At 34.1% G+C, this 22,096-nt stretch carries 26 protein-coding genes, 1 other RNA gene and 1 pseudogene; 21 read left to right on the top strand and 7 right to left on the bottom strand.

The window, feature by feature from the left end; translation table 11 throughout:
- The first annotated feature begins 54 nt into the window (after window positions 1-54).
- Together BMZ76_RS09920 and ssrA are read left to right on the top strand one after the other, a co-directional pair.
- A complete protein-coding gene (locus BMZ76_RS09920; protein ID WP_091205572.1) occupies window positions 55-1,254 on the top strand; it encodes a serine hydrolase domain-containing protein in 1,200 nt (399 codons plus the stop codon).
- A 109-nt stretch (window positions 1,255-1,363) separates the two neighbouring features.
- Window positions 1,364-1,760: a transfer-messenger RNA gene (gene ssrA, locus BMZ76_RS09915) on the top strand.
- A gap of 284 nt (window positions 1,761-2,044) precedes the next feature.
- Here the strand turns inward: ssrA and BMZ76_RS09910 are convergent.
- The 7 genes and pseudogenes from BMZ76_RS09910 to BMZ76_RS09890 form a co-directional block, all read right to left on the bottom strand.
- Window positions 2,045-2,893 carry an SDR family oxidoreductase gene (locus tag BMZ76_RS09910; RefSeq protein ID WP_091205570.1) on the bottom strand — a complete coding sequence of 283 codons (849 nt, stop codon included), beginning with the start codon at window positions 2,891-2,893 and terminating at the stop codon, window positions 2,045-2,047.
- A gap of 193 nt (window positions 2,894-3,086) precedes the next feature.
- A pseudogene (locus tag BMZ76_RS16160) lies at window positions 3,087-3,263 on the bottom strand (IS1595 family transposase); the annotation flags it as partial.
- 79 nt (window positions 3,264-3,342) lie between these two features.
- Window positions 3,343-3,606: a type IIL restriction-modification enzyme MmeI gene (locus BMZ76_RS16465; RefSeq protein ID WP_396230405.1), complete on the bottom strand. Its 264-nt coding sequence runs from the start codon at window positions 3,604-3,606 to the stop codon at window positions 3,343-3,345.
- An 89-nt stretch (window positions 3,607-3,695) separates the two neighbouring features.
- Window positions 3,696-3,878, bottom strand: a complete 183-nt coding sequence (locus BMZ76_RS09905) for a hypothetical protein (protein ID WP_091205568.1) — start codon at window positions 3,876-3,878, stop codon at window positions 3,696-3,698.
- Window positions 3,879-4,026: 148 nt separating this feature from the next.
- The gene (locus tag BMZ76_RS09900; protein ID WP_091205566.1) at window positions 4,027-4,950 is read right to left on the bottom strand and encodes a HipA domain-containing protein; all 924 of its coding nucleotides are present in this window, start codon (window positions 4,948-4,950) and stop codon (window positions 4,027-4,029) included.
- A complete protein-coding gene (locus BMZ76_RS09895) occupies window positions 4,943-5,257 on the bottom strand; it encodes a HipA N-terminal domain-containing protein (RefSeq protein WP_091205564.1) in 315 nt (104 codons plus the stop codon). The genes BMZ76_RS09900 and BMZ76_RS09895 overlap by 8 nt, the downstream gene beginning before the upstream one ends.
- A 2-nt stretch (window positions 5,258-5,259) precedes the next feature.
- Complete coding sequence (locus BMZ76_RS09890; RefSeq protein WP_244281784.1) at window positions 5,260-5,517, bottom strand: helix-turn-helix domain-containing protein; 258 nt, start codon at window positions 5,515-5,517, stop codon at window positions 5,260-5,262.
- A gap of 484 nt (window positions 5,518-6,001) precedes the next feature.
- On the opposite strand from BMZ76_RS09890, the gene BMZ76_RS09885 reads away from it, so the two are divergent.
- The 19 genes from BMZ76_RS09885 (at window position 6,002) to BMZ76_RS09800 (ending at window position 22,093) form a co-directional block, all read left to right on the top strand.
- Complete coding sequence (locus BMZ76_RS09885) at window positions 6,002-6,799, top strand: sulfite exporter TauE/SafE family protein (protein ID WP_091205563.1); 798 nt, start codon at window positions 6,002-6,004, stop codon at window positions 6,797-6,799.
- 81 nt (window positions 6,800-6,880) lie between these two features.
- A complete protein-coding gene (locus tag BMZ76_RS09880) occupies window positions 6,881-8,155 on the top strand; it encodes an NAD(P)/FAD-dependent oxidoreductase (protein ID WP_091205561.1) in 1,275 nt (424 codons plus the stop codon).
- Window positions 8,156-8,314: 159 nt separating this feature from the next.
- Entirely contained in the window at window positions 8,315-8,596 is a 282-nt protein-coding gene (locus BMZ76_RS16155; protein WP_244281783.1) for a TetR/AcrR family transcriptional regulator, read from the top strand.
- A 114-nt stretch (window positions 8,597-8,710) separates the two neighbouring features.
- Entirely contained in the window at window positions 8,711-8,899 is a 189-nt protein-coding gene (locus BMZ76_RS16150) for a hypothetical protein (protein WP_317615063.1), read from the top strand.
- A gap of 116 nt (window positions 8,900-9,015) precedes the next feature.
- Window positions 9,016-9,555 (top strand): ABC transporter permease, encoded by a 540-nt coding sequence (locus tag BMZ76_RS16145; RefSeq protein ID WP_244281782.1) that lies wholly within the window; start codon window positions 9,016-9,018, stop codon window positions 9,553-9,555.
- On the top strand, window positions 9,552-10,220 hold the full coding sequence (locus BMZ76_RS09865; RefSeq protein ID WP_091205559.1) for an ABC transporter ATP-binding protein: 669 nt from the start codon (window positions 9,552-9,554) through the stop codon (window positions 10,218-10,220). Before BMZ76_RS16145 ends, BMZ76_RS09865 begins: the two co-directional genes overlap by 4 nt.
- Before the next feature lie 294 nt (window positions 10,221-10,514).
- The gene (locus BMZ76_RS09860; RefSeq protein WP_091205557.1) at window positions 10,515-11,930 is read left to right on the top strand and encodes an MBL fold metallo-hydrolase; all 1,416 of its coding nucleotides are present in this window, start codon (window positions 10,515-10,517) and stop codon (window positions 11,928-11,930) included.
- Between the two features lie 132 nt (window positions 11,931-12,062).
- A complete protein-coding gene (locus tag BMZ76_RS09855) occupies window positions 12,063-12,731 on the top strand; it encodes a carbonic anhydrase (protein ID WP_091205555.1) in 669 nt (222 codons plus the stop codon).
- Window positions 12,732-12,815: 84 nt separating this feature from the next.
- The gene (locus tag BMZ76_RS09850) at window positions 12,816-14,216 is read left to right on the top strand and encodes an MBL fold metallo-hydrolase (protein WP_091205553.1); all 1,401 of its coding nucleotides are present in this window, start codon (window positions 12,816-12,818) and stop codon (window positions 14,214-14,216) included.
- Between the two features lie 11 nt (window positions 14,217-14,227).
- The gene (locus tag BMZ76_RS09845; RefSeq protein ID WP_091205550.1) at window positions 14,228-14,545 is read left to right on the top strand and encodes a rhodanese-like domain-containing protein; all 318 of its coding nucleotides are present in this window, start codon (window positions 14,228-14,230) and stop codon (window positions 14,543-14,545) included.
- Window positions 14,546-14,821: 276 nt separating this feature from the next.
- A complete protein-coding gene (locus BMZ76_RS09840) occupies window positions 14,822-15,130 on the top strand; it encodes a DUF202 domain-containing protein (RefSeq protein WP_091205548.1) in 309 nt (102 codons plus the stop codon).
- Window positions 15,131-15,197: 67 nt separating this feature from the next.
- Window positions 15,198-16,427, top strand: a complete 1,230-nt coding sequence (locus tag BMZ76_RS09835; RefSeq protein WP_244281781.1) for an MFS transporter — start codon at window positions 15,198-15,200, stop codon at window positions 16,425-16,427.
- Window positions 16,428-16,437: 10 nt separating this feature from the next.
- Entirely contained in the window at window positions 16,438-16,758 is a 321-nt protein-coding gene (locus BMZ76_RS09830; protein WP_091205546.1) for a rhodanese-like domain-containing protein, read from the top strand.
- A 63-nt stretch (window positions 16,759-16,821) separates the two neighbouring features.
- Entirely contained in the window at window positions 16,822-17,391 is a 570-nt protein-coding gene (locus tag BMZ76_RS09825; protein WP_091205543.1) for a TlpA family protein disulfide reductase, read from the top strand.
- A 288-nt stretch (window positions 17,392-17,679) separates the two neighbouring features.
- The gene (locus BMZ76_RS09820) at window positions 17,680-18,249 is read left to right on the top strand and encodes a YeeE/YedE family protein (protein ID WP_396230403.1); all 570 of its coding nucleotides are present in this window, start codon (window positions 17,680-17,682) and stop codon (window positions 18,247-18,249) included.
- A gap of 10 nt (window positions 18,250-18,259) precedes the next feature.
- Entirely contained in the window at window positions 18,260-18,757 is a 498-nt protein-coding gene (locus BMZ76_RS09815; protein WP_091205541.1) for a DUF6691 family protein, read from the top strand.
- A 6-nt stretch (window positions 18,758-18,763) separates the two neighbouring features.
- Complete coding sequence (locus tag BMZ76_RS09810; RefSeq protein WP_208857654.1) at window positions 18,764-19,837, top strand: c-type cytochrome; 1,074 nt, start codon at window positions 18,764-18,766, stop codon at window positions 19,835-19,837.
- A gap of 16 nt (window positions 19,838-19,853) precedes the next feature.
- Window positions 19,854-20,279, top strand: a complete 426-nt coding sequence (locus tag BMZ76_RS09805; protein ID WP_091205537.1) for a DsrE family protein — start codon at window positions 19,854-19,856, stop codon at window positions 20,277-20,279.
- Between the two features lie 533 nt (window positions 20,280-20,812).
- Window positions 20,813-22,093 carry an OmpP1/FadL family transporter gene (locus BMZ76_RS09800; protein WP_091205535.1) on the top strand — a complete coding sequence of 427 codons (1,281 nt, stop codon included), beginning with the start codon at window positions 20,813-20,815 and terminating at the stop codon, window positions 22,091-22,093.
- Window positions 22,094-22,096: the final 3 nt, after the last annotated feature.

Below are 22,096 nucleotides of genomic sequence, written 5' to 3'. Positions count from 1 at the left end.
ACAACGTCTGAAAAGACATTGATTCTATATATTTGCCTTTCTAGCACTACAGAAATGATTTTGATAAAAAAAACAAAGATACTACATATATTTCTCCTCTTTTTGGTTTTGAGCTCCTGTAATAAAGAGAAAAAGAAAGTTGAAATAAGTGATGCCCAACTCCCAAAGAGTACATTGCCCAAAATGAAGCCGTTAACTAAGCCAGAGCCCAAACTAACTGCTGAATACATCAATTCAAAAAAACAAGAAATAGATTCTTTTTACAAAAAAAACTGGCCCAATAACAGCGCAAACGGAAGCTTTCTGGTTGCTAAAAACGGCCAAATTATCTATGAAAAATATGAAGGCTACGCTAATTTCAGAGATAAAACATTAATTATTAAATCCACTCCTTTACATATTGCATCAGTTAGTAAGGTTATTACAGCGACTGCTATTTTAAAATTAGTAAATGCAAAACGAATCGAATTGGATCAAAAGGTAAACACAATCTTGAAAGAGTTTCCATACCCGGATGTCACCATAAGGACATTATTGAATCACAGGAGCGGCATGCGTAATTACGCCTATTTTACAGATCGTGACAAAACGATTTGGGATAGGCACAACATACTTGCCAATCAAGACATCCTGACGATCATGGCTACTAAAGAAATTGGTTTAGAATTCAAAACCGACACCCGTTTCAGTTACTGCAATACTAATTATGCCATGTTAGCATTAATAATTGAAAAAATCACAAAGCTTCCTTACAAAGATGCCATGAAACAAATCATTTTCGAGCCACTTGGTATGAAAAACACCTATGTTTTTGACTACGAAAAAGATAAAGATACGGCAGTAACTTCCTATAAAGGAAATAAAGTGGAGATAGGAAAAGATTACTTAGATGCCGTTTATGGAGACAAGAATATCTACTCTACACCGCGTGATTTATTGAAATTTGACAGAGCCAGAAACAATTCCACTTTTTTAACGGCCGACCTGCAAAGTCAAGTATACAAAGGTTACAGCAATGAACGTAAAGGAACAAAAAATTACGGACTTGGGATTCGAATGGTCAATTGGGAAACGGGACAAAATTTTTATTTTCACAACGGTTGGTGGCACGGGAATACGTCGTCCTATATTACTTTGAGAAAGGAAGGTGTTACCATTATTGCACTTTCTAATAAATTTACCCGAAAAACGTATGACGTTCGGAAACTGGCAGTTTTATTTGGCGACTATCCGTTCAAATTAAAAGACCAATAAAAAAGGAATGATTTTTGAAATAGTGTTTCCAGTTCTGCAATAGTAGTTCAGATAAAAAGTGTACATTTGCAAACTCAAAATTCAGGTTTGAATTTTGAAATAAGAAAAAGGGGTCGACTGGTTTTGACAGCAAGTCGAATTGATAAGTAAGCACGTCGAGCATTGAGACCTTGCTCGTAAATATAAGATCTTACAATTTTACACGGCGAAAATAACTACGCTTTAGCTGCATAATCCGAATTATAGTACGATTAAGCCACGTTCCTATCAGATAGGAAAGCTGGATTCTCCTTGAAAGCCTTGGTTTGTGGCGTTCAGTTCAGGGGAACCGTAAAAATAGACCTAGATTTTCATGAGCTTCGGGTGGATTTCAAAATTAAGAAGATAAGTAGCGTGTGGCTGTTTCTGGCCTAGCACACTAACGAAAAATCAATCAGAAAATAAACGCGTAGAAAGCTTTTTAGTTGCTTGTTTGGACCCGGGTTCGATTCCCGGCGACTCCACAAAAAACCCTGTAATCCATTGATTTACAGGATTTTTTATTTTTAGTTGACAATCTAGATGAAAACTAGGGTGTTAATATCATTTTATAGAATGCTTTACTATATAGCGATCTTTACGTACATAATTATTCATTATGTATGAATTACGTTAACAGCAAATCTTTTTATTAGAAATTATACTGCAAATGAGTCAAAAAAATCTTTTTTGATTTCCGACAGTAAAATCATTGAGAATAATTTTCTATCATGCGTTTTTACATATAGTTTAGTAAATTCTGTTCCAAATTTTAGCCGCCAACTATCTCCCCTCCGTTAATATGGATAATCTGGCCGGTGATATAACTGCTGTCGGCACTTGCTAAAAAAACATAAGCTGGGCCCACCTCTGAAGGTTGTCCTGCTCTTCCCATGGGAGTATCCTGACCAAAATTACTCGTCTTTTTAAAAGTGGAAACGATTAAAGGCGTCCAAATAGGTCCGGGAGCTACACCATTCACTCGTATTCCTTTTTTAGCAAGCATTGTCGCCAGCGAACGTGTGAAGGTAACAATTGCTCCTTTGGTACTAGAATAATCTAGAAGATGTTCACTGCCCCTATAGGCAGTTACAGAAGTGGTATTTATGATACTGTCCCCTTTTTTTAAATAGGGCATGGCTTCTTTTACAATAAAGAAAAAGGAATAAATATTAGTTTCAAAGGTTTCAGACAATTGCTTTTTTGTAATTTCCTCAATTCTATTTTTAGATATCTGAAAAGCAGCATTATTAACAATAATATTAAGACTTCCAAATTTTTTGATGCTTTTATCAATACAGCTTTTACAGAATTTCTCCTGTTTCAAATCACCCTTAATAAGGTAACATGCTCTGTTTTCACTTTCCACCAGTTGTTTAGTTTTCAACGCATCAATTTCCTCATTAAGGTAAATAATGATCACGTTTGCGCCTTCCCTAGCGAAATGAACGGCAACACTTCTGCCTATTCCGCTGTCACCCCCAGTAATCAGAGCAATTTTACCTTCCAATTTTCCGCTTCCTTTATAATTTGTATTTATAATTTCGGGCTGCGGGCGCATTTTAAACTCCAGTCCGGGCGCATCTTGAATTTGCTCGGGAAATTTCTTTGGTTTAGCCATGAGATTATAATTTGAAATAGTTGTTAACTAAAACGTAAGAGGCAAACTCAAAGCGAAAACCTTACTATTAATCATTTTCGGCTTACCGTCGACATGAAATACCTCTACATATATACAGATCATTTTACATCTTAAATTTACTAAATTTCAATGTATTAACAAAAATTTAATTATTATTTTTTGAGGTGTGCACTTATGTACTTGTTATAATATCTCGATATAAAACCTTTTGAGTATTCATCATTCTGTTTATAAGTAGGTCAAATATTTTTTCCTTGTAAATTGACCTATTAATTCGGTAACTAAACTCGTCTAAATACTTCTGAATATGCTCTTTATGAACCCAAGAAAAAGTACTTCTCAACCAAGATGTTTATTCCGGTGAAAGTGTACACCCTATTCCGGACTAAACTGGACAGTTATTTTGATGGTGATTTCTGATTATAAAATTAGACAAATTTTTTTAGTTGTTTTTCAGTTGGGTTTTCACGCCAAGGAAAATTGTTGTATACAATACCCATAGAATATGAAATATCACTTTTCATTCTTACAGATATTTGTTTAATCCATGATAAATGCATTATTGAATGTAAAATTACAAAATGATAAAGTGTTGCATTTGGAACAGTTGCGCAAGTATCTCCTGCAATATTAATGCTATCAAAATAACCAAGAGGAATATATTTTTGGTTCTCTGATGAGCGTCTTGGTATTAGAATAAATTATCTTTTGATTGCCTAATTTCTGCAAACGGAGAAGGAAAAATTGCAAGTTTTCGAGTTACTTCTCTGGATATACCAATTTAGCTGGGGGATAGTTCTTTTACTTTGTTTTCAAAGGTTTCCATCTTTTTTAGGCTAATACCAAAGACATCAAAAAAGATATCTAAGAAGCATTTGGCATCTGCTTCTTCATTGGTAGTATTTTCCCATTCTTTAGAAAATCGTAATGCTCGGTCTTTTATTTCATTCCAGCTAAAAGCCATAGTGCATATTGCAATTTGGTATTTATCAAACCTACCAAATATAAATGATTTTAACACGATTATTTATACGTAGATATTCCTGATTAGTAACAAATTTAGATACTTAATAATTTATAGTTTTACGGAAAACCGTAAAACTATAAATTATTTAAAATCTCTTCATCCTATTATCCAATACCTTCAGATACTTCTCTTTCATAGTATCAGACAAAAAAGACACTTCTACAAGTTCAATCCATTTAGACAGACTTTTATTCATATCAGATAAAATGATGGCAATTGTTTTGTCATTCAACTGTAAGAGTTCTTTTGCGTAGTAGTCAATTAATTCCGTTGATTTGAAATTGCTCTTTTTACCTTTGAGAGATAACGCCAATTCTTCCTGCGGATTTTTAATAGAAATGGAAGAATTTAAAAAGTCGTAAACTGGAGTCAATGTTGTTTTTCCAGCTTTAGTAATTACCGAAAAGTTCTTTAAATGCATATCTTCATTACCAGTTATAAAACAGAATAAAACTCGTTTAAAAAAATCTGCTTTCTCTATAGCAGGAAAAGTGCAGTACTCGTCAATTACTTTGACTACCTTTTCCATAGTATAATCATACTTGGTATCTCTTGAGCTTCCTGTCAGTTGTGCAAAATCTTCCGTAGCGTATTTTTTTCCCTTACTGTATCTGTCAAATCGTTTGATAAAATAAGAAAGACTTCCGTCTTTTGAATAAACCAATCCATGAAGAGGCACATCAAGCCCATACACTTTTGCCATCTTCATAGTTACATCTTCATTTTCTGGCAATTCAGGAAAGATGTCATTTTGAGGTTTTATCATATAATTACCATACTGATCTACAATTTCAAATTGTTGATTTGCCACTGAAAAAACAGCACTTAATTTAAGTTGAACTCCTTGAATTGACAATTTCTTGGCACGATTTGCCGCCTCTTGTCTTTGTTCGGCTGCTGTAAATGGTAAATCATGTAATGTAGTAAGTTTAGGTGCAATCATCCTAAGTCCTTTTTCACTATATTTTTCAGTGCCACATAATTCGTAAGTTAATGGACATCTATTCATCTTTCCATTCTTTTACTGTTACTGCTCCTACCAAATCATTCCCCGTTGCAATAAGTTGTGCAAAAAAATCATTTTTATCAATTTTACCGATTTTCAGAAGCCCTTCCAACATGATTCCTTCTGGCAACAATCCTTCAAAAAAAGGGGGGAATTTGGCATATAAGTATGTTTTAGTATTAAATGGCATTGTCAATGATACAAGTTCGCCCTCATAATTGTCATCATAGATAAATTCATACCCTCCGGTAATATTCTCACTCAGTATTCCTGCTCTTTTATCGTGAACAAATATGATTGCTTTTTTCATAATTATTTATTGATTGGACTTTTAAACTGAACTTCAATGTTTAGTACTTTTAGAACAGCTAATAGATTATTCCAACTAACTGTTTCTTTATTTTTCTCAATATCAAAAATGGTAGTCTTCCCTACTCCTGCCAGATTAGCCAGTTCTAATTGTGTCAATCCTGCTTGCTTACGATGCTCTTTTATGAAGAGACCTAAATTAAAATCATTCATTTTTACCGCTTTAACAGTAAAAATAAACAAATACACTTTATAATACAAGTGTTTTCAAACAAAATCATTATTTTTTACCGCTATAGCAGTAATTATCATACAAATAACAATAAGTGGACTTAAATAAGGAAAACAAAAAGCTATTTTACTGCTATTGCGGTAATTTTAAGGCTACTTTCTATTTATAACATGATTATGTACCAAAAAATAGATTGCTTCAAACAATCTGAAATAATTTAGAATTCCAGCAAGTATTCTACTGTTGAACTTCAGACATCGAATTTGATACCAAACAAATTGCTCAAATAATCAAAAAAACTTTTATTTTAGCGTACTTTTAAAATATAATCTTAAAAAATCTAAAATTAATGGCCTGCATCATCCTACTGCCTACTGCCTCAAAAGATGAAATAAAAAGGATTTCTATACTTGTTTCGAAAACCTATTAAAATTTTAAAAAAATCCTCTGTGTGATAAATGTTACTGTAACTAAAATTTAAACTGACAATATTTGCATCATAAAATTTAAATTATGGAATATTTCGGTTATTTTGCGTCAATACTTATTGGCGTTGCATTAGGACTAATTGGAGGTGGTGGAAGTATTCTCACGGTACCTGTATTGGTTTATTTATTTGCAGTTGAACCCGTGATTGCAACAGCCTATTCATTATTCATTGTTGGTTTAACAAGTGCCGTGGGTAGTGTTGGATATTTCAAAAAAGGATTGGTAAACATCAAAACTGCCATTGTTTTTGGTATTCCTTCCATTATTGCCGTTTTTACAACAAGAGCAGTAATAGTTCCTGCAATTCCTAAAGAGCTGTTTTCTGTTGGAAACTTTATCTTGACTAAAGACCTTTTTTTAATGCTACTTTTCGCTGTAATAATGATTATTGCTTCTTATAGCATGATTAAAAAAGACAAAAAACTAGCTTCTGAAGAACCACATGAACAAAAATTCAATTATCCACTTATACTTATAGAAGGAGCACTTGTTGGAATAATTACCGGACTTGTGGGAGCTGGCGGTGGATTTTTAATTATACCGGCTTTGGTTATTTTGAGTAAACTTCCTATGAAAGAAGCTGTTGGAACTTCATTAGTGATCATTGCTGCCAAATCTTTAATCGGTTTTTTTGGAGAAGGTGGAGAAAACGTTATCGATTGGCAATTCTTATTTACCATTTCAGCATTTGCAATTGTTGGAATTTTTATTGGTACAGCATTATCCAAAAAAATTGATGGCAACAAACTGAAACCTGCCTTTGGTTGGTTTGTTTTAGTGATGGGAATTTATATTATAACTAAAGAACTTTTTCTGAAATAAAAACCCTGTGTGACATTAGTCACTAAATAAGAATGAAATACTCAATATTATTGGTCGTTTTATTATCTTAAAAATCAAAAAATGCCAAACCATTATCAAATACTTGTCATAGGTGGAGGAAATGCAGGACTTTCTGTAGCCTCACAGTTACTTCGTAAAAGAAGTAATTTAAACATTGGAATCATTGACCCCTCTGAAAAACATTATTATCAACCCGCATGGACACTGGTTGGTGCTGGAATTTTTGACATCAATAAGACCGTTCGAAATGAAAAAGACGTTATTCCAAAAAACACTACCTGGATCAAAGAAGCGGTGTCCGAATTTATGCCAAATGAAAACAAAGTAAAATGCCTTTCGGGTGCTATATTCACTTACGATTACTTAGTAGTTTGCCCAGGGATTCAATTGGATTGGAATAAAATAAAAGGACTGGAGGAAACATTAGGAAAAAATAACATCAGTAGTAATTACTCTTTCCAATACGCGCCATACACTTGGGAAATGATTGAAAATTTTCCGGGTGGCACAGCGGTTTTTACAAACCCAACAACGCCTATAAAATGCGGAGGAGCACCACACAAAATTATGTATTTAGCGTGCGATTACTGGCGCAAAAAAGGAATTTTAGATAAATGTGACGTTCATTATATTTCTGGAGCAAGCGTAATATTTGCTGTCAAAGAATATGCAGAGACACTAATAAAAGTGATTGCCAAATATAATATTCACGTTCATTATGGCGCTAATGTTACAGCAATTGATGGCAAAAACAAAACAGTTGAATTTGAAACTAAAGAGATTGATGACAATTTAACTCAAAAACTATCTTCTGAAAATGTAGGCTATTACAGCATTGTAGAAAATGACGGCGTGGAAGAATTAAAAAAAGTAACTTTGAACTTTGATTTGTGTCACGCAGTTCCACCGCAATCAGCACCCGATTTTATAAAAAACAGTCCATTGAGAGATGCACAAAATCCTTTGGGATATGTAGAAGTTAACAAAAACACACTGCAACACACTCGTTTTTCTAATGTATTTGCTTTGGGTGATTGTATCAATGCGCCTTCTAGTAAAACAGGTGCAGCAATACGAAAACAAGCCCCAGTTGTGGTTGAAAACCTTTTGGCAATTATGGATAAAAAGACCGTTACAGCACAATATGACGGCTATAGCGCCTGCCCTATTCCAACACAATACGGAAAATTAATGCTGGCTGAATTTGATTATTCTAATACGCCGAAAATGACTTTTCCCATAAATCAGGCAAAACCAAATTGGGCCATGTGGATTCTTAAAACTAAAATTCTGCCTTGGCTTTATTGGAATAAAATCCTAAAAGGAACTGCCTAATCATTAATACCTAGATTTTTAATTTGTTATCCCTTTCAAGTCAAACTGAAAGGGATTTTTTTATTTTGGCTTGTGTGAAAATTATCACTTTTTAACGGTATTAGTATTCGGAAATTTACAGAGTGAACATTCACTTACTCGTATTAAAACCAATTTAAAATGAAAATGTCAGACAAACAATTGGAAATAATCAAAGCCACCGGAAACATTCTCACTTCGTCGGGTGTCAGTGGTTTAACCATTAAAAAATTGGCCGCAGCCATGCAATTCTCTGAAAGTGCTATTTATAGACATTTTGAAAGCAAAGAGGAAATAATCTATGCATTGCTTGATTTTCTGGCTACAAATATGGACGAAAGATTAACAGCATCTCGTTCGATAAAAGAAAATCAAAAAGAGCAATTTGTTCGATTATTTCAGAATCAGTATTCGTTTTTTTAACAAAACCCACATTTTGTCGTCGCAGTTTTTTCTGATGGATTAATGGAAGAAAGCCAGCGCATCAACGAAATGATTTATAAAATAATGAATGTAAAAATTAAACATTAAAAACCGCTGCTTATTGAAGGTCAACAATCAGGCGTTTTCACAAAAGCCATTTCAGCGGATGATTTAACGCACATCGTAATGGGAACTTTCCGACTCCAAATGTACAAATGGCGCATGGCCGAATTCCAATTTGACATTGAAATCGAAGGGAATAAAATGATACTCGCTATGTTAACATTAATTCATTTAAAATGAAAAATACATTCCGAATTTTATTACTGCTACTGCTCAGTTTTGAGTTGTAAGCGCAGGAAAAACTTTCCTTCACAAACATTGATGCCGTTTTGCTCTACGCCGAAAAAAATACGGCAGTGCTTAAAATTTCGAAGGAACAAGTAGCATTGTCAAAGTACCAAACTTTAATTTCAAAAATAAATGCGTTTAATCCACGAGGAAATGCCATGGCTTCGGCAACAGATAATTTACAGTTGCCTACTAATTATTTGCCGGCACAAATCTTTGGCGGTGTTCCCGGTACTTTTAAGGAAACACAAATTGGACATTTTGGCATTTACAATATTTTGAATATGACCATTATGGAAAAACTGAATGATATCGCGATTCTAAAAGCCATTGGTTTTTCGGGCAAAGATGTCATCCGAATTTTTGTAAAAGAAGCCATTGTTATTGGATTAATCGGGATTGCATTTGGTTTGTTGTTAGCGATGATTTTAGTAAAAGTAATGGGTAATATGTGGGTTGGCCGTGATATAAGGTTTTTCCCGATTCGGTTTTTTCCAAAATTCTTTGGATTGGGTATAGGCTTCGGGTTAATTGTAACCACATTGGCGGGTTATATTCCGGCCAGAAAAGCAGCGAAATTAGATCCAATAACAATTTTTAGAAAATGATACAATCAGAACTATTATTACAGGCAAAAGGAGTTAGTAAATATTTTTACGAACCCGCTAAATTTAAGGTTTTGAACGACATCTCTTTTGACATTCACAAAGGGGAATTTGTAACCATGGTTGGAAAATCAGGTTCTGGAAAATCGACTTTGTTATACCTTCTTTCTACAATGGATACGGATTATGATGGAAATATTATTTTGGACGGTGAAAATTTAACCCAAAAAACAAAAGAACAGTTAGCTACCATTCGCAATGAAAAAATAGGTTTTGTTTTCCAGTTCCATTATTTATTACCTGAATTTTCAAGTTTAAAAAACGTGATGATACCGGCACTCAAATTAGGGAAATATTCCAAAGAAGAAATTGAATCGAGAGCGTATTCCATTTTAGAAAAATTAGATTTGAAAGACCAGGCATTAAAACCAGATTCCAAACTTTCAGGTGGACAACAACAGCGTGTTGCCATTGCCAGAACATTAATAAACGACCCAAAAATCATTATGGGCGATGAAGCAACAGGGAATTTAGACAGTAAAAATGCAGCAATTGTTTTTGATTTGTTCAAACATCTGACGACTGAGTTTAAACAAACGGTGATTGCGGTAACTCACGACAATGATTTTGCAAAAGCGAACGATAGAATTATAGAAATGGCCGGCTGAATTCTTTTATAAAAAAAAATTTTTTTTAAGGAAATAGTTGTGCCAAAATAATACGAATTTCTTAGTTTCAACGCATTAATCTGCATTTAAAAAAATACAGAAAAGACCTTCAGATTTGGAGGTCTCTTTATTTTGCCTATACCTTGTAATGCATTCAAATTCAAATCGCTATGTGACATTTATCACATACTATAATTAATACTAAAATAATTATTTTCTTATGATAATTATCACTTTAGTTTAAAAATGTGCCTCCTAATTTTGCCCTATCAATAATTAAAAAAACATAATATTATGAAAATCGAACAAATTTATACCGGATGTATTGCTCACGCAGCCTATTATTTAGAAAGTAACGGAGAGGCTGCCATTTTTGATCCATTACGCGAAGTACAGCCTTACATCGATAGAGCATTTAAAGACAATGCTAAAATTAAGTACGTTTTTCTGACTCATTTCCATGCTGATTTTGTTTCGGGACATTTGGATTTAGCCAATAAAACAGATGCGAAAATTGTTTACGGTCCAACAGCGAAACCGGCTTATGAAATTATTACTGCCAAAGACGGACAAATTTTTGAAATTGGAAACTACAAAGTAAAAGTGATTCATACACCAGGACACACCATGGAAAGTACTACTTTTCTGTTAATAGACGAGAACGGAAAAGAGCACGGAATCATAACTGGCGACACCCTGCTTATTGGGGATGTAGGCCGTCCCGATTTAGCGCAACACGTTGTGGCTGATTTGACCCAAGACAAACTGGCCAGACATCTTTACCAATCCTTACGAAACAAAATCATGCCTTTGTCTGATGATTTAATTGTATATCCCAATCATGGAGCGGGTTCCGCTTGCGGAAAAATGATGAGTAAAGAAACTACCGATACGTTGGGCAACCAAAAGAAAACCAACTACGCCCTGAACCCAAAAATGACCGAAGATGAGTTTGTTACTGCGGTACTAACAGGATTAACAAATCCTCCGGGCTATTTTCCGGCTAATGTTTTAATGAACATCAATGGCTACGAAAGTTTAGATGCTGTGCTTAAAAAAGCAAATAAACCTTTAAATCCGGAAGAGTTTGAATTGATTGCCAATGAAACTCGTGCCTTAATTTTAGATACCCGATTGGCATCAGAATTTGCAAATGGATTTATCCCAAACAGCATTAACATTGGTTTAGACGGTAATTTTGCCATGTGGGTAGGCGAAATGATTCCCGATATTAAACAAGAAATACTAATAGTTACCGACCTGGGAAAAGAAGAAGAAAGTATGGTTCGTCTATCTCGAATAGGTTACGATAGTACAATTGGATACTTAAAAGATGGTTTTGAATCATGGAAAAAAGCGGGCAAAGAGGTGGATACACTCACCCGAATTACTGCAACAGAATTGGAAGAAAAACTAAAAAACGAGGAAATTCCCGTTTTTGATGTCAGAAAGAAAAGCGAATATTTATCGGAACATTTGGTAGGAGCAATAAATATTCCGTTAAACGAAATCAACAGTCACTTGGCTGAATTTCCAAAAGAAAAACCATTCATCCTGCATTGCGCCGGAGGTTATCGTAGTATGTTGGCGGCATCAATTCTAAAAATGCGTGGTTGGGATAATTTTGTTGATGTTATTGGCGGTTTTACAGAAATTACAGAAACAAGCCTCCCAAAAACGGATTATGTATGTCCGACAACATTACTATAAAACAAGTTTTGTTCTATATAAAGAGAGAGAATCTGAAAAGGTCCTCTCTTTTTTTTGTTCCAAAGTGATAATAGTCACTATCCAAAAGCATTGCTGTCAGTATTTTTGAAGGAAAATAATAGATAAAGTATAATGAAAAAAATAATTTTAGTCTCCTTCTTGATGTTGCTCGCTGCAACCGGATGTGATAAAAATGATACAAAAAAATTAGAAGAAAATAAAAACCAGACTCCATTAGAAAAATTAGTTTCCGGGAATCAACGCTTTTTAGAAGAAAAAACAATTCATCCCCATCAAAATAAAAAATCAGTTTTAGAAAATCAAAACGTACAACATCCTTTCGCCATTGTAGTCACTTGTTCAGACAGCAGAGTTTCGCCTGAAATTCTGTTCGATCAAGGGATAGGCGATTTATTCGTAATCAGAAATGCTGGAAACCTAATTTCTGATATTGATATGGGGAGCATTGAATATGCAGTTGAGCATCTCGATGTTAAAGTAATTGTCATTTTGGGACATACAGAATGTGGTGCTATTAAAGCGTACATTGGTGATAAAAATAATGATTACAAAAAGCACCTAAATCACATTGATGACATTGTGGAAACTATCGCAGAGGAAAAAGAGGAGCAGGAAGCCGAAAAACAAACGCCAAAACAAGACAATGTATTAGGTTGTATTAATGCTAATATTGAACATTCAAATAGGCTTGTTCAGGAAAATTTAATTGTAAAAGAACATAAAACTAAAATTATTTCCATGCGCTATGACGTGCATACAGGCAAAATAATTCAGTTGTAAACCGCTATGTAACATTAGTCACCAATTTTAATAAAAGCATGACTTAATTTTGTCCAATAAATTAGAAACTAAAAAAAAAACGATATGTATTTTCAACACATTTACGACAAGAGTCTTGCTCAGGCAAGTTATTTTATTGGCTGTCAAAAAGCAGGTGTAGCCGCAGTTATCGATCCTAAAAGGGATGTTGACACCTACCTTGAAATTGCCAAGCAGAACAATATGAAAATTACTCATATTTTAGAAACACACATTCATGCTGATTTCCTTGCAGGTTCCAGAGAATTAGCCGCTTTGACGGGAGCAGAAATGTACCTTTCAGCGGAAGGTGGACCCGATTGGAAATATGAATTCCCTCATATTGACGTGAGAGATGGTGATGTTCTAAAAGTAGGAAACTTAAAAATTGAAGTAGTTCACACGCCTGGACATACTCCGGAAAGCATCAGTTTTCTGTTAACAGATACTCCCGCAAGCGATGAACCCGTAATGTTATTTACCGGTGACTTTGTATTTGTTGGTGATATAGGAAGACCCGATTTGCTTGAAAAAGCAGCAGGAATGAAAGGAACACAAGACATTGGTGCCAAACAAATGTATCAATCCATTAATAAATTTGATGCATTACCTGATTATATTCAAGTATGGCCAGGTCATGGAGCAGGTTCTGCTTGTGGAAAAGCATTAGGAGCCGTTCCAAGCAGTACTGTAGGATATGAAAAAATACGAAACTGGGCTTTTCAACATAAAAATGATGAAACTGGATTTGTAAAATATTTATTGGAAGACCAACCGGAACCGCCAAAATATTTTGCGATGATGAAAAAACTAAATAAAGTTGATCGTCCGCTTCTTACAACTGTTCCAAAATTAAAACAACTGGATTATAGCGAGTTAAAAGCAGCTGTGGAAAAAGGAATCAAATTGATTGATGCAAGAGATAAAACGGAATTTTCTAAAGGATTTATTCCGGGAAGCATCAACATTCAAGGGAATAATTCATTTGCCACTTGGGCAGGATGGTTTCTTACGTATGAAGAACCTTTTATGTTGCTTGCCGACGAATCACAATTAGATGATTTGACCAGAAAACTAATGCGAATTGGATTAGACAACATTCACGGGTACATTCCTTCTACGAAAATATGGGAAGAAAATGGCGGTTCTTTGGAGAAAGTAGATCAAATTACAATAGAAGAATTTAAAGCCTTACAACAAGAAAAAGATGTTCAAGTTGTTGACCTTCGTGGTGTTGCGGAATACAATGCAGGTCATATCAAAGGAGCTGACAATGTATTTGTAGGTACTTTAGTAAATAATCTGGACAAAATAAGTAAAGATAAAAAAGTATTAATCCATTGCCAAGGCGGTGACAGGGCAGCAATTGCCTATTCATTATTAACGCGAAATGGTTATAAAAATGTGCTCAACTATTCTGCTGGAATGAATGAGTGGATGAGCCAAAATAATCCTATTGAATACTAAATACCTCAATTATGTTCGGAATTTTTAAAAATATATTTTCAAAAAAAGACACCACACAAATGGAAAAAATAATAAATGAAGGTGCTTTCCTAGTGGATGTTCGCACACCGTCAGAATTCGCAGAAGGTCACATAAAAGGTTCAACGAATATTCCTTTGGATCAAGTGGCGAGCCAATTGGAAAAATTCAAAGAAAAAGATCATATTATTGTTTTCTGCCGAAGCGGTAATCGCAGCGGTCAAGCCAAAATGATTTTGGAGCAAAATGGTTTCAAAAACGTTACAAATGGTGGTACTTGGCAAGATGTAAACGAAGCGATAAGTAAATAAACAGCGATAGTTTTAAAATAGTGTGCAGTTTAAAATAAGAGATTTTTTGTTTTAAGCTGCATTCTTATTTATGCAGCAGCAGAGATTTAAGCGAAATTAACGCGATTGGATTGGTAATTGGTTTAGTAAATATCTTTAAAGCATTTGATTTTTCAAATTGACTTAAATAAAGAGTAAATTTGATAGTCTATTTATAAAAAATTAATGATTTTTAGCTATTTAAAAAACAAAAACGACTTAACTACTTTTTGCAAACAATTACACACATACAATTCTATGGAAGAGAAAAAACCAGCAAACAAAGACTTAATTTTAAGAGAAAAATTAGCGTTGCAACGAACAACTTTGGCCAATCAATCCACATTTCTTGCCTTTTTGAGAACGTCAATGTATTTTTTGATTGCAGGTTTGAGTTTGAGAAATCTGCTCAAAATTGAAAATAGTTTACTGATTGAAATCGCACTTTTTGTCACTTCATTTATCATTTTTGTTTTTGGAACCGTGAACTATTTTAAACACAAAAAATCCATAGCAGAAAATAAAAAACACATAGGTGACTACCAATTAGAATATTACAAATTATAAAAACTTACACTTTTTTGTTCCTAACTTCTTTTCCAAACGAAGATTTTAAATTAATAAATTACATCAATTGAAAACAAATACAACCAAACTTGGACTGAAAGAAAATTGGAAACAGTTTACTATTTTGGTTATTGTCAATGCCTTTGTCGGCGGAATGATAGGAATGGAACGAACCATTATTCCAAAATTTGCTGAGATTGAATTTGGCATTGCTTCAAAAACGGCTATACTCTCTTTCATCGTTGCCTTTGGAATTACAAAAGCCATTACCAATTATTTTACGGGCAAACTGGCGAACCGTTTCGGAAGAAAAAATTTACTTTTATTCGGTTGGATTCTGGCCATTCCCATTCCTTTTATTTTAATTTATGCAGAATCTTGGAACTGGGTGATTTTTGCCAATATTTTATTGGGAATTAGTCAAGGACTTACCTGGAGCAGCACAGTGGTGATGAAAATTGATTTGGTTGGAGAAAAAGATCGTGGACTTGCGATGGGACTCAACGAGTTTGCCGGTTATTTTGCCGTTGGATTAGTTGCTTTTCTGTCAGGCTACATTGCACAAAAATATGGCATTACGCCCTACCCTTTTTATTTGGGAATTGGGATTTCGATAATTGGTTTTTTATTGACTTTGTTTTTTGTGAAAGATACCCGAGTATTTGTTCACCAAGAAAACACAACGAATAAAACTGAAAAATTAGATAATATTTTTCTCGAAACCACTTTCAAAAACAAAACATTAAGCGCCATAACACAAGCAGGATTAGTCAATAACCTGAATGATGGCATGATTTGGGGACTGTTACCTATTGTGTTGCTTTCTTTGAATTATGATTCACAGAATATTGGAATTATAACCGCTATTTATCCTACTGTTTGGGGTTTTGGACAATTGGTAACCGGAAAAATGTCAGATGTTTATTCGAAAAAAAAGATGTTGTTTTGGGGAATGTTACTTCAGGGAATTGCGATACTTTTTATTCCTTTTGCTGCAGCATTCTATCAGTTGGCCGCAATTTCAGCATTTTTGGGTTTCGGAACGGCGTTAGTTTATCCTACTTTTTTATCCGCCATTGCACAGGCGACAAATCCGCATCAGAGAGCCGAAAGTATTGGTACATTCAGACTTTGGAGGGATTTAGGATATGCGATAGGCGCAATTATTTCAGGAATAACAGCTGATTTATTCGGTGTAAATTATGCCATTATATTGATAGGAGTTATCACCATTGCATCATCAGTAATAATCAAAGTTCGAATGCCAAAAGACCATTTACAAAAGACAACTAACTGATTCAAACGACATGAAAGAAATAGATAGCTCCTCAAATGAATGCATTCAAGTTGAAGTAGTAAAACAAGCGCTTCAGCAAAATGAAAAAATACAGATTATTGATGTCCGTTCCAAAGAAGAATTCGTAAATAATCATATTCCGGAAGCCATAAATATTACTTTGGCAGAAATTGAAAACCAAATACATCAAATCAAAAAAGATTGTAAAATTATTACAGCTTGCGGAAAAGGTGGAGGAAGATCGATGGATGGAGCTAAACTTTTAAAAGAAAGGGGATACAATGCAAACTGGCTGTGCGGCGGAACAAATGAATGGTTGAATTTAAAATAAAGTATAAAGCTAAAACAAAGAGATTCTTTCTTTTCAGAAAGTAATAATTCAAAAAAATAAAAAATGAACGGGAAAACACCAAAAAAATCCACTATCCAAAATATTGTTTTTATCGTGTTGATAGCACTGCTTCTGTTCAGTCCGTTGGGCACTTTTGTAAAAGTACAACTGAACCGATTAATTGCCTTTTCACCCAAAACAATTGCTGAAACAGATCAAAAAATGCTTTCCAATTATCATTGGCAATTAAAAGATGCCACTGGAAAGACTGTGTCATTGGAAGCTTACAAAGGAAAAATAGTGTTTATTAATTTCTGGGCAACCTGGTGTCCGCCTTGTATTGCCGAAATGCCAAGCATTCAAAAATTATATGCTGACTATCAGGATAAAATCGTCTTTTTGTTTGTAACGACGGATCCATTCGAAAAAGCAAATGCTTTTATGATTAAAGAAAATCTGACGCTTCCTGTCTATCAATCGGTAACCAATCCTCCATTGGAAATGGAATCTTCAACAATTCCGGCTACGTATCTTATAGATCAACAGGGAAATGTAATTGTAGCCAAAATTGGAACAGCAAATTGGAATAGTGATTCGTTCCGAGAAAAGCTAAATGAATTATTAAAAAAATAATCAGAATCAGTAAACAAAAAATTATTTATAAACGATCAACAATTAATTATTAAATAAATAATCTCAAACAGGAATAGTATTTCTATTTCAAGTAAAATATTAAAAAAGTATCTGAGAAATCTGATACTTTTTTTATTTTAAAATTGTACTTTTTTTCACCATTTACGAAATTAAAAATCTATAAAACAAGATATTTATCATGTTTTATAAATATTTTTTCGTTGTGTGACAAAAGTAACATAACTACTCATTTATAAATTTAATCTTTGTGGTTATAAAAAAATAAATATGGAAATTTTAGAATTAATCAGAGAGCCTTGGCCTTGGTATATTGCAGGCCCATTAGTTGGACTTACAGTTCCGGCTTTGTTAATCACTGGAAACAAATCATTTGGAATTAGCGCCTCATTGCGTCACACTTGCGCAATATGCTTACCGGCGAACATAAAATTTTTCAAATACGATTGGAAAAAAGAAATCTGGAATATGTTTTTCGTTTTCGGTATTTTATTGGGTGGTGTGATCGCGTACAGCTTTTTGTCAAATCCAAATCCAATTAATATTGATGGAAATCTAAAAACCGAATTGGCAGGCTACGGCATAACTGAAATTTATGGAATGTTGCCGCAACAATTATTCTCGTGGGAAAGTTTATTTACACTCAGAGGCTTTTTTATGATGGTTATTGGTGGCTTTTTTATTGGTTTTGGTTCTCGCTATGCGGGAGGTTGCACCAGCGGTCACTCTATTTCCGGTTTGTCTAATTTACAAATGCCATCGCTTATAGCAACATGTTGTTTCTTCATTGGCGGATTGATTATGGCAAATGTTATTTTACCATTTATTCTTTCACTTTAAATTACGAATTATGAACATTAAAGATCAAAATACAGATTTCGAAACGCGTTCTTTAGATACTTCTTGTATCAATGAGAGTCAATTAGAACACAAGTGGTACCACAATTTAAAATATTTAATCATTGGTATTTTGTTTGGTATTGTTTTTATTAAAGCAGAAATTATCAGTTGGTATCGCATTCAGGAAATGTTCCGTTTCCAATCTTTTCACATGTATGGTGTAATAGGAAGCGCCGTTGTGGTGGGTATAATATCCGTTTTCCTGATTAAAAAATTCAATATTAAAACCATTTATGGAGAAAAAATCGAGTTCCATGACAAAACTTTCAACAAAGGTCAAATCTACGGAGGACTTATCTTTGGATTGGGTTGGGCAGTAACAGGAGCTTGTCCTGGACCATTATTTGCACAAATTGGAACGGGTGCCACAGTGATGATTGTTACTCTGTTTTTTGCAATAGTGGGAACTTGGGTATATGGTTATTTTAGAGATAAACTGCCTCATTAATACCCTATGAATCCAGAAAAACAAAATATAGTCCAATTTAAATCGCTCGTAAAAAGGCTAATTTATCTGTTTACAACCATTATCTTCCTGGTAATGGCTTTGTTCGTCGGTTTGTTTTTTAATACATCAATCACTGCTTGGTTTCAAAAAAATGATTCGCAAATTGATTCCCTTTATGTCGATGCAGAGAAAAAAGTGATTTTGCAAAATGAAACGGCAAAATTTTGGAAACCGGTTGACATCGCTCTGATTAAAGATTCAACTTTAAAACAAGAAGTAGAATATGGCAAAGATCTAATTGCGCATACGGCTAAATACTTGGGTCCAAATGGCAGTGTGAAACAAATCACTAATGGGATGAATTGCAACAATTGCCATCTGGATGCCGGTACAAAACCGTGGGGAAACAATTATGGTTCCGTATATTCGATGTATCCAAAAATGAGAGCGAGAAGCGGCCAAGTGGAAAATCTATACAAAAGAGTGAATGACTGTATGGAAAGGAGCTTAAACGGTCAACCGCTAAAAGAAGATAACAGAGAAATGAAGGCCATGATTGCGTACATTGAATATATTGGCAGTAAAGTTCCTAAAGGAAAAGAAGCAAATGCGTCTGGAATCTATGATTTGGAGTATTTAGATCGCGCCGCTGATCCTGTAAAAGGAAAAGCACTCTATGATGCCAAATGTGCCAGCTGCCATCAAAAGAATGGTGAGGGGATTTTGGCAGCGGATAAAAAAGAATATACGTATCCGCCACTTTGGGGTAAAAATTCGTATAATAGTGGTGCAGGATTGTTTAGAATCAGTCGTTTTGCGGGGTACATAAAATTCAATATGCCATTGGGCGCCTCCTATGAAAACCCTCAATTATCCGATGAAGAATCTTGGGATATTGCTGCTTATGTAGAAAATCTGGAAAGACCGTCGAAAGATTTAAGTCAAGATTGGCCCGATATTTCCAAAAAAACGATGGATCATCCTTTTGGTCCATTTTCAGATTCATTTACGGAAACCCAACATAAATTTGGACCTTTCAAACCAATAAAAGCCGAAAAAAAGAAAAACGAAAAAAAATAATCTTAAAAACCCAATTATGAAAAACCTAACCATTTTATTTGTTCTTGTATTAAGTATGATTTCCATTGTTTCGATGGCACAAAAAAAACCGAATAAACACAAAATCATTTTTCAGTTTACCAATGCTGCTGATACTTTACAACAAAAAGCAATAATAAACCAGCTGACAAACCTAACAACGCATTGGCCAAAGTCAAAATACGAGGTGGTGATTCACAGCATGGGTTTACCATTTGTAATGTCAGGGAAATCAAAGCAAATACAAGCTATAAAAGCACTTCGGGCTAAAGGTGTTCGTTTTTTAGTGTGCGAAAACACCTTGAAAGGTCAAAAAGTAACTAAAGAACAATTGATTTCAGAAGTAGAATATGTACCAGTAGGAATAGCAGAAATTGTAGAAAAACAGGAACAAGGCTGGACGTACATTAAAGGCGGATTTTAATTAATTCCTATTACTCATTTACAAATTCAATGTTGCTTAGCGGTGTAACTTATATCAGCGTAAACAAAATCAAAGTTTATATTTGGTTTTAAATTGGTATAATAATGTACAGTACACCACTACGCAATATTTTTTCACTTCCAATAAATTATAAATCGTTCGAAAGCTTTTTATTTTCAAAATCGTTTTGAAAATGTAGATAAATCGTGTCAAAATTACAAAATCGATTTCTCACATATTAAAATGAGAAACATCTCCATAAAGGATGAATTCAATTGGTCATTAAAACATTATAAATAAGAATCAGATGTTGTTAATTTGATTTTTAAGTATCTAATCCCTTTTAAAGAAGAAACATATATCTATATATAAAAACTACTATTAATTTGATATAAACAATTATTAAAAAAACATTATTTCGAGTGTTCTGCTTAATAAAATAGAACGAAAAATATGTTTATAACCCATTTTAATAAATATTACAATTAAAAATACTAAACCTATTAACCACCCCAAATAAACCATGAAAACCTATGAAAAACAGACTAACCATTATTTCGATTTTCTTTATTACTAACCTTTTTGCACAATCCGGACATTTAATGCAGGGAGTTGGAGCCGTGAATATGTCTATGGGCGGTGCTTCAACAGCGCAACCTATTGATATCAATGGTGCTTTAAAATGGAATCCCGCGGCAATATCCATATTTGAAGGAAATACTATCTCTTTAAATGTAGGATTGTTTATGGCAAATCCGGAGCTTTCATCGACCGTTCCTACACCTAATGGACCAATGAGCGGTACGTCTACCGATACAAAAAGCAATTCAATAATGCCTTCGTTGGGTTTTGTTTATGGAAAAAAAGATAGTAAACATACCTTTGGAGCATTTGCATTTGGAGTAAGTGGTTTTGGTGTTGATTTTCCTGAAAGCACGACAAACCCCATAAATATGCCTCAATCTATGGGCGGTTTTGGAAATTTAACTTCCAATTATATGATGCTTCAAACTGGTTTAAGCTACGCCTATAAAATATCTGAATCGGTTTCTATTGGCGTAAGCCCAAACTTCAATATTGCTACATTAGAATTAAAACCCAATCCTACCGCTAGTCCGACAATGGCTGGTTATCCGACTACTAATAATGCTATGGCTACAGGTGTTGGAGGACAAATCGGTATTTTTTACCAAAATAAAGAAGGTTTTAAATTAGGAGCCAGCTACAAAACAGAACAACAGTTTTCTAATTTTGAATTTGAAAATACCTATTTAGACAATTCCAGTGCGGAAAACTCTTTTAAAATGAATTTTCCTGCAGTTTATTCATTAGGAGCTGGATATTCAAACAGTAAATTAGATTTAGCATTTGATTTCAGACAAGTAGAATACTCAAAAACAGAAGGTTTTGAAGAATATGGATGGTCTGCAACAGGTGCAGTAAAAGGTTTTGGCTGGAAAGATATGCAAGTATTATCAGTAGGAGCACAATATAAAGGAATCAAAAAATTACCTCTAAGAGTAGGTTATACCTATAATACCAATCCTATTAAACCGGAATTAGCATTTTTCTCAACTTCTGCAACTGCAGTAATTCAGAATGCGTGTCAATTTGGTTTTGGATATGAATTTTCTGAAAAATTAACTTTAAATGCGGTATATCATAATGCTACAAGTGACGGCAGTACCAAAGGACCTATATACAACCCAATGTTAGCTGGGCAAACTGATTCATTAGGGACAGTTCCTAGCAGCAAAGTTTCTTACAAAATGGATACAAGTATGCTAATGCTCGGCATTTCATATAGAATATAATTT

Origin of the sequence: Flavobacterium xueshanense (genome assembly GCF_900112975.1) — a bacterium.
Classification (GTDB): domain Bacteria; phylum Bacteroidota; class Bacteroidia; order Flavobacteriales; family Flavobacteriaceae; genus Flavobacterium; species Flavobacterium xueshanense.
The sequence above is the reverse complement of the archived record's forward strand: the minus strand, read 5'-3'. Positions and strand labels throughout refer to the sequence as shown.

Excerpts from the sequence above, each read along its gene's own strand:
- BMZ76_RS09920 (WP_091205572.1), top strand. The coding sequence starts at position 55 with ATGATTTTGATAAAAAAAACAAAGATACTACATATATTTCTCCTCTTT.
- BMZ76_RS09910 (WP_091205570.1), bottom strand. The coding sequence starts at position 2,893 with ATGGCTAAACCAAAGAAATTTCCCGAGCAAATTCAAGATGCGCCCGGA.
- BMZ76_RS09905 (WP_091205568.1), bottom strand. The coding sequence starts at position 3,878 with ATGGCTTTTAGCTGGAATGAAATAAAAGACCGAGCATTACGATTTTCT.
- BMZ76_RS09900 (WP_091205566.1), bottom strand. The coding sequence starts at position 4,950 with ATGAATAGATGTCCATTAACTTACGAATTATGTGGCACTGAAAAATAT.
- BMZ76_RS09895 (WP_091205564.1), bottom strand. The coding sequence starts at position 5,257 with ATGAAAAAAGCAATCATATTTGTTCACGATAAAAGAGCAGGAATACTG.
- BMZ76_RS09885 (WP_091205563.1), top strand. The coding sequence starts at position 6,002 with ATGGAATATTTCGGTTATTTTGCGTCAATACTTATTGGCGTTGCATTA.
- BMZ76_RS09880 (WP_091205561.1), top strand. The coding sequence starts at position 6,881 with ATGCCAAACCATTATCAAATACTTGTCATAGGTGGAGGAAATGCAGGA.
- BMZ76_RS16155 (WP_244281783.1), top strand. The coding sequence starts at position 8,315 with ATGAAAATGTCAGACAAACAATTGGAAATAATCAAAGCCACCGGAAAC.
- BMZ76_RS09865 (WP_091205559.1), top strand. The coding sequence starts at position 9,552 with ATGATACAATCAGAACTATTATTACAGGCAAAAGGAGTTAGTAAATAT.
- BMZ76_RS09860 (WP_091205557.1), top strand. The coding sequence starts at position 10,515 with ATGAAAATCGAACAAATTTATACCGGATGTATTGCTCACGCAGCCTAT.
- BMZ76_RS09855 (WP_091205555.1), top strand. The coding sequence starts at position 12,063 with ATGAAAAAAATAATTTTAGTCTCCTTCTTGATGTTGCTCGCTGCAACC.
- BMZ76_RS09850 (WP_091205553.1), top strand. The coding sequence starts at position 12,816 with ATGTATTTTCAACACATTTACGACAAGAGTCTTGCTCAGGCAAGTTAT.
- BMZ76_RS09845 (WP_091205550.1), top strand. The coding sequence starts at position 14,228 with ATGTTCGGAATTTTTAAAAATATATTTTCAAAAAAAGACACCACACAA.
- BMZ76_RS09840 (WP_091205548.1), top strand. The coding sequence starts at position 14,822 with ATGGAAGAGAAAAAACCAGCAAACAAAGACTTAATTTTAAGAGAAAAA.
- BMZ76_RS09830 (WP_091205546.1), top strand. The coding sequence starts at position 16,438 with ATGAAAGAAATAGATAGCTCCTCAAATGAATGCATTCAAGTTGAAGTA.
- BMZ76_RS09825 (WP_091205543.1), top strand. The coding sequence starts at position 16,822 with ATGAACGGGAAAACACCAAAAAAATCCACTATCCAAAATATTGTTTTT.
- BMZ76_RS09820 (WP_396230403.1), top strand. The coding sequence starts at position 17,680 with ATGGAAATTTTAGAATTAATCAGAGAGCCTTGGCCTTGGTATATTGCA.
- BMZ76_RS09815 (WP_091205541.1), top strand. The coding sequence starts at position 18,260 with ATGAACATTAAAGATCAAAATACAGATTTCGAAACGCGTTCTTTAGAT.
- BMZ76_RS09810 (WP_208857654.1), top strand. The coding sequence starts at position 18,764 with ATGAATCCAGAAAAACAAAATATAGTCCAATTTAAATCGCTCGTAAAA.
- BMZ76_RS09805 (WP_091205537.1), top strand. The coding sequence starts at position 19,854 with ATGAAAAACCTAACCATTTTATTTGTTCTTGTATTAAGTATGATTTCC.
- BMZ76_RS09800 (WP_091205535.1), top strand. The coding sequence starts at position 20,813 with ATGAAAAACAGACTAACCATTATTTCGATTTTCTTTATTACTAACCTT.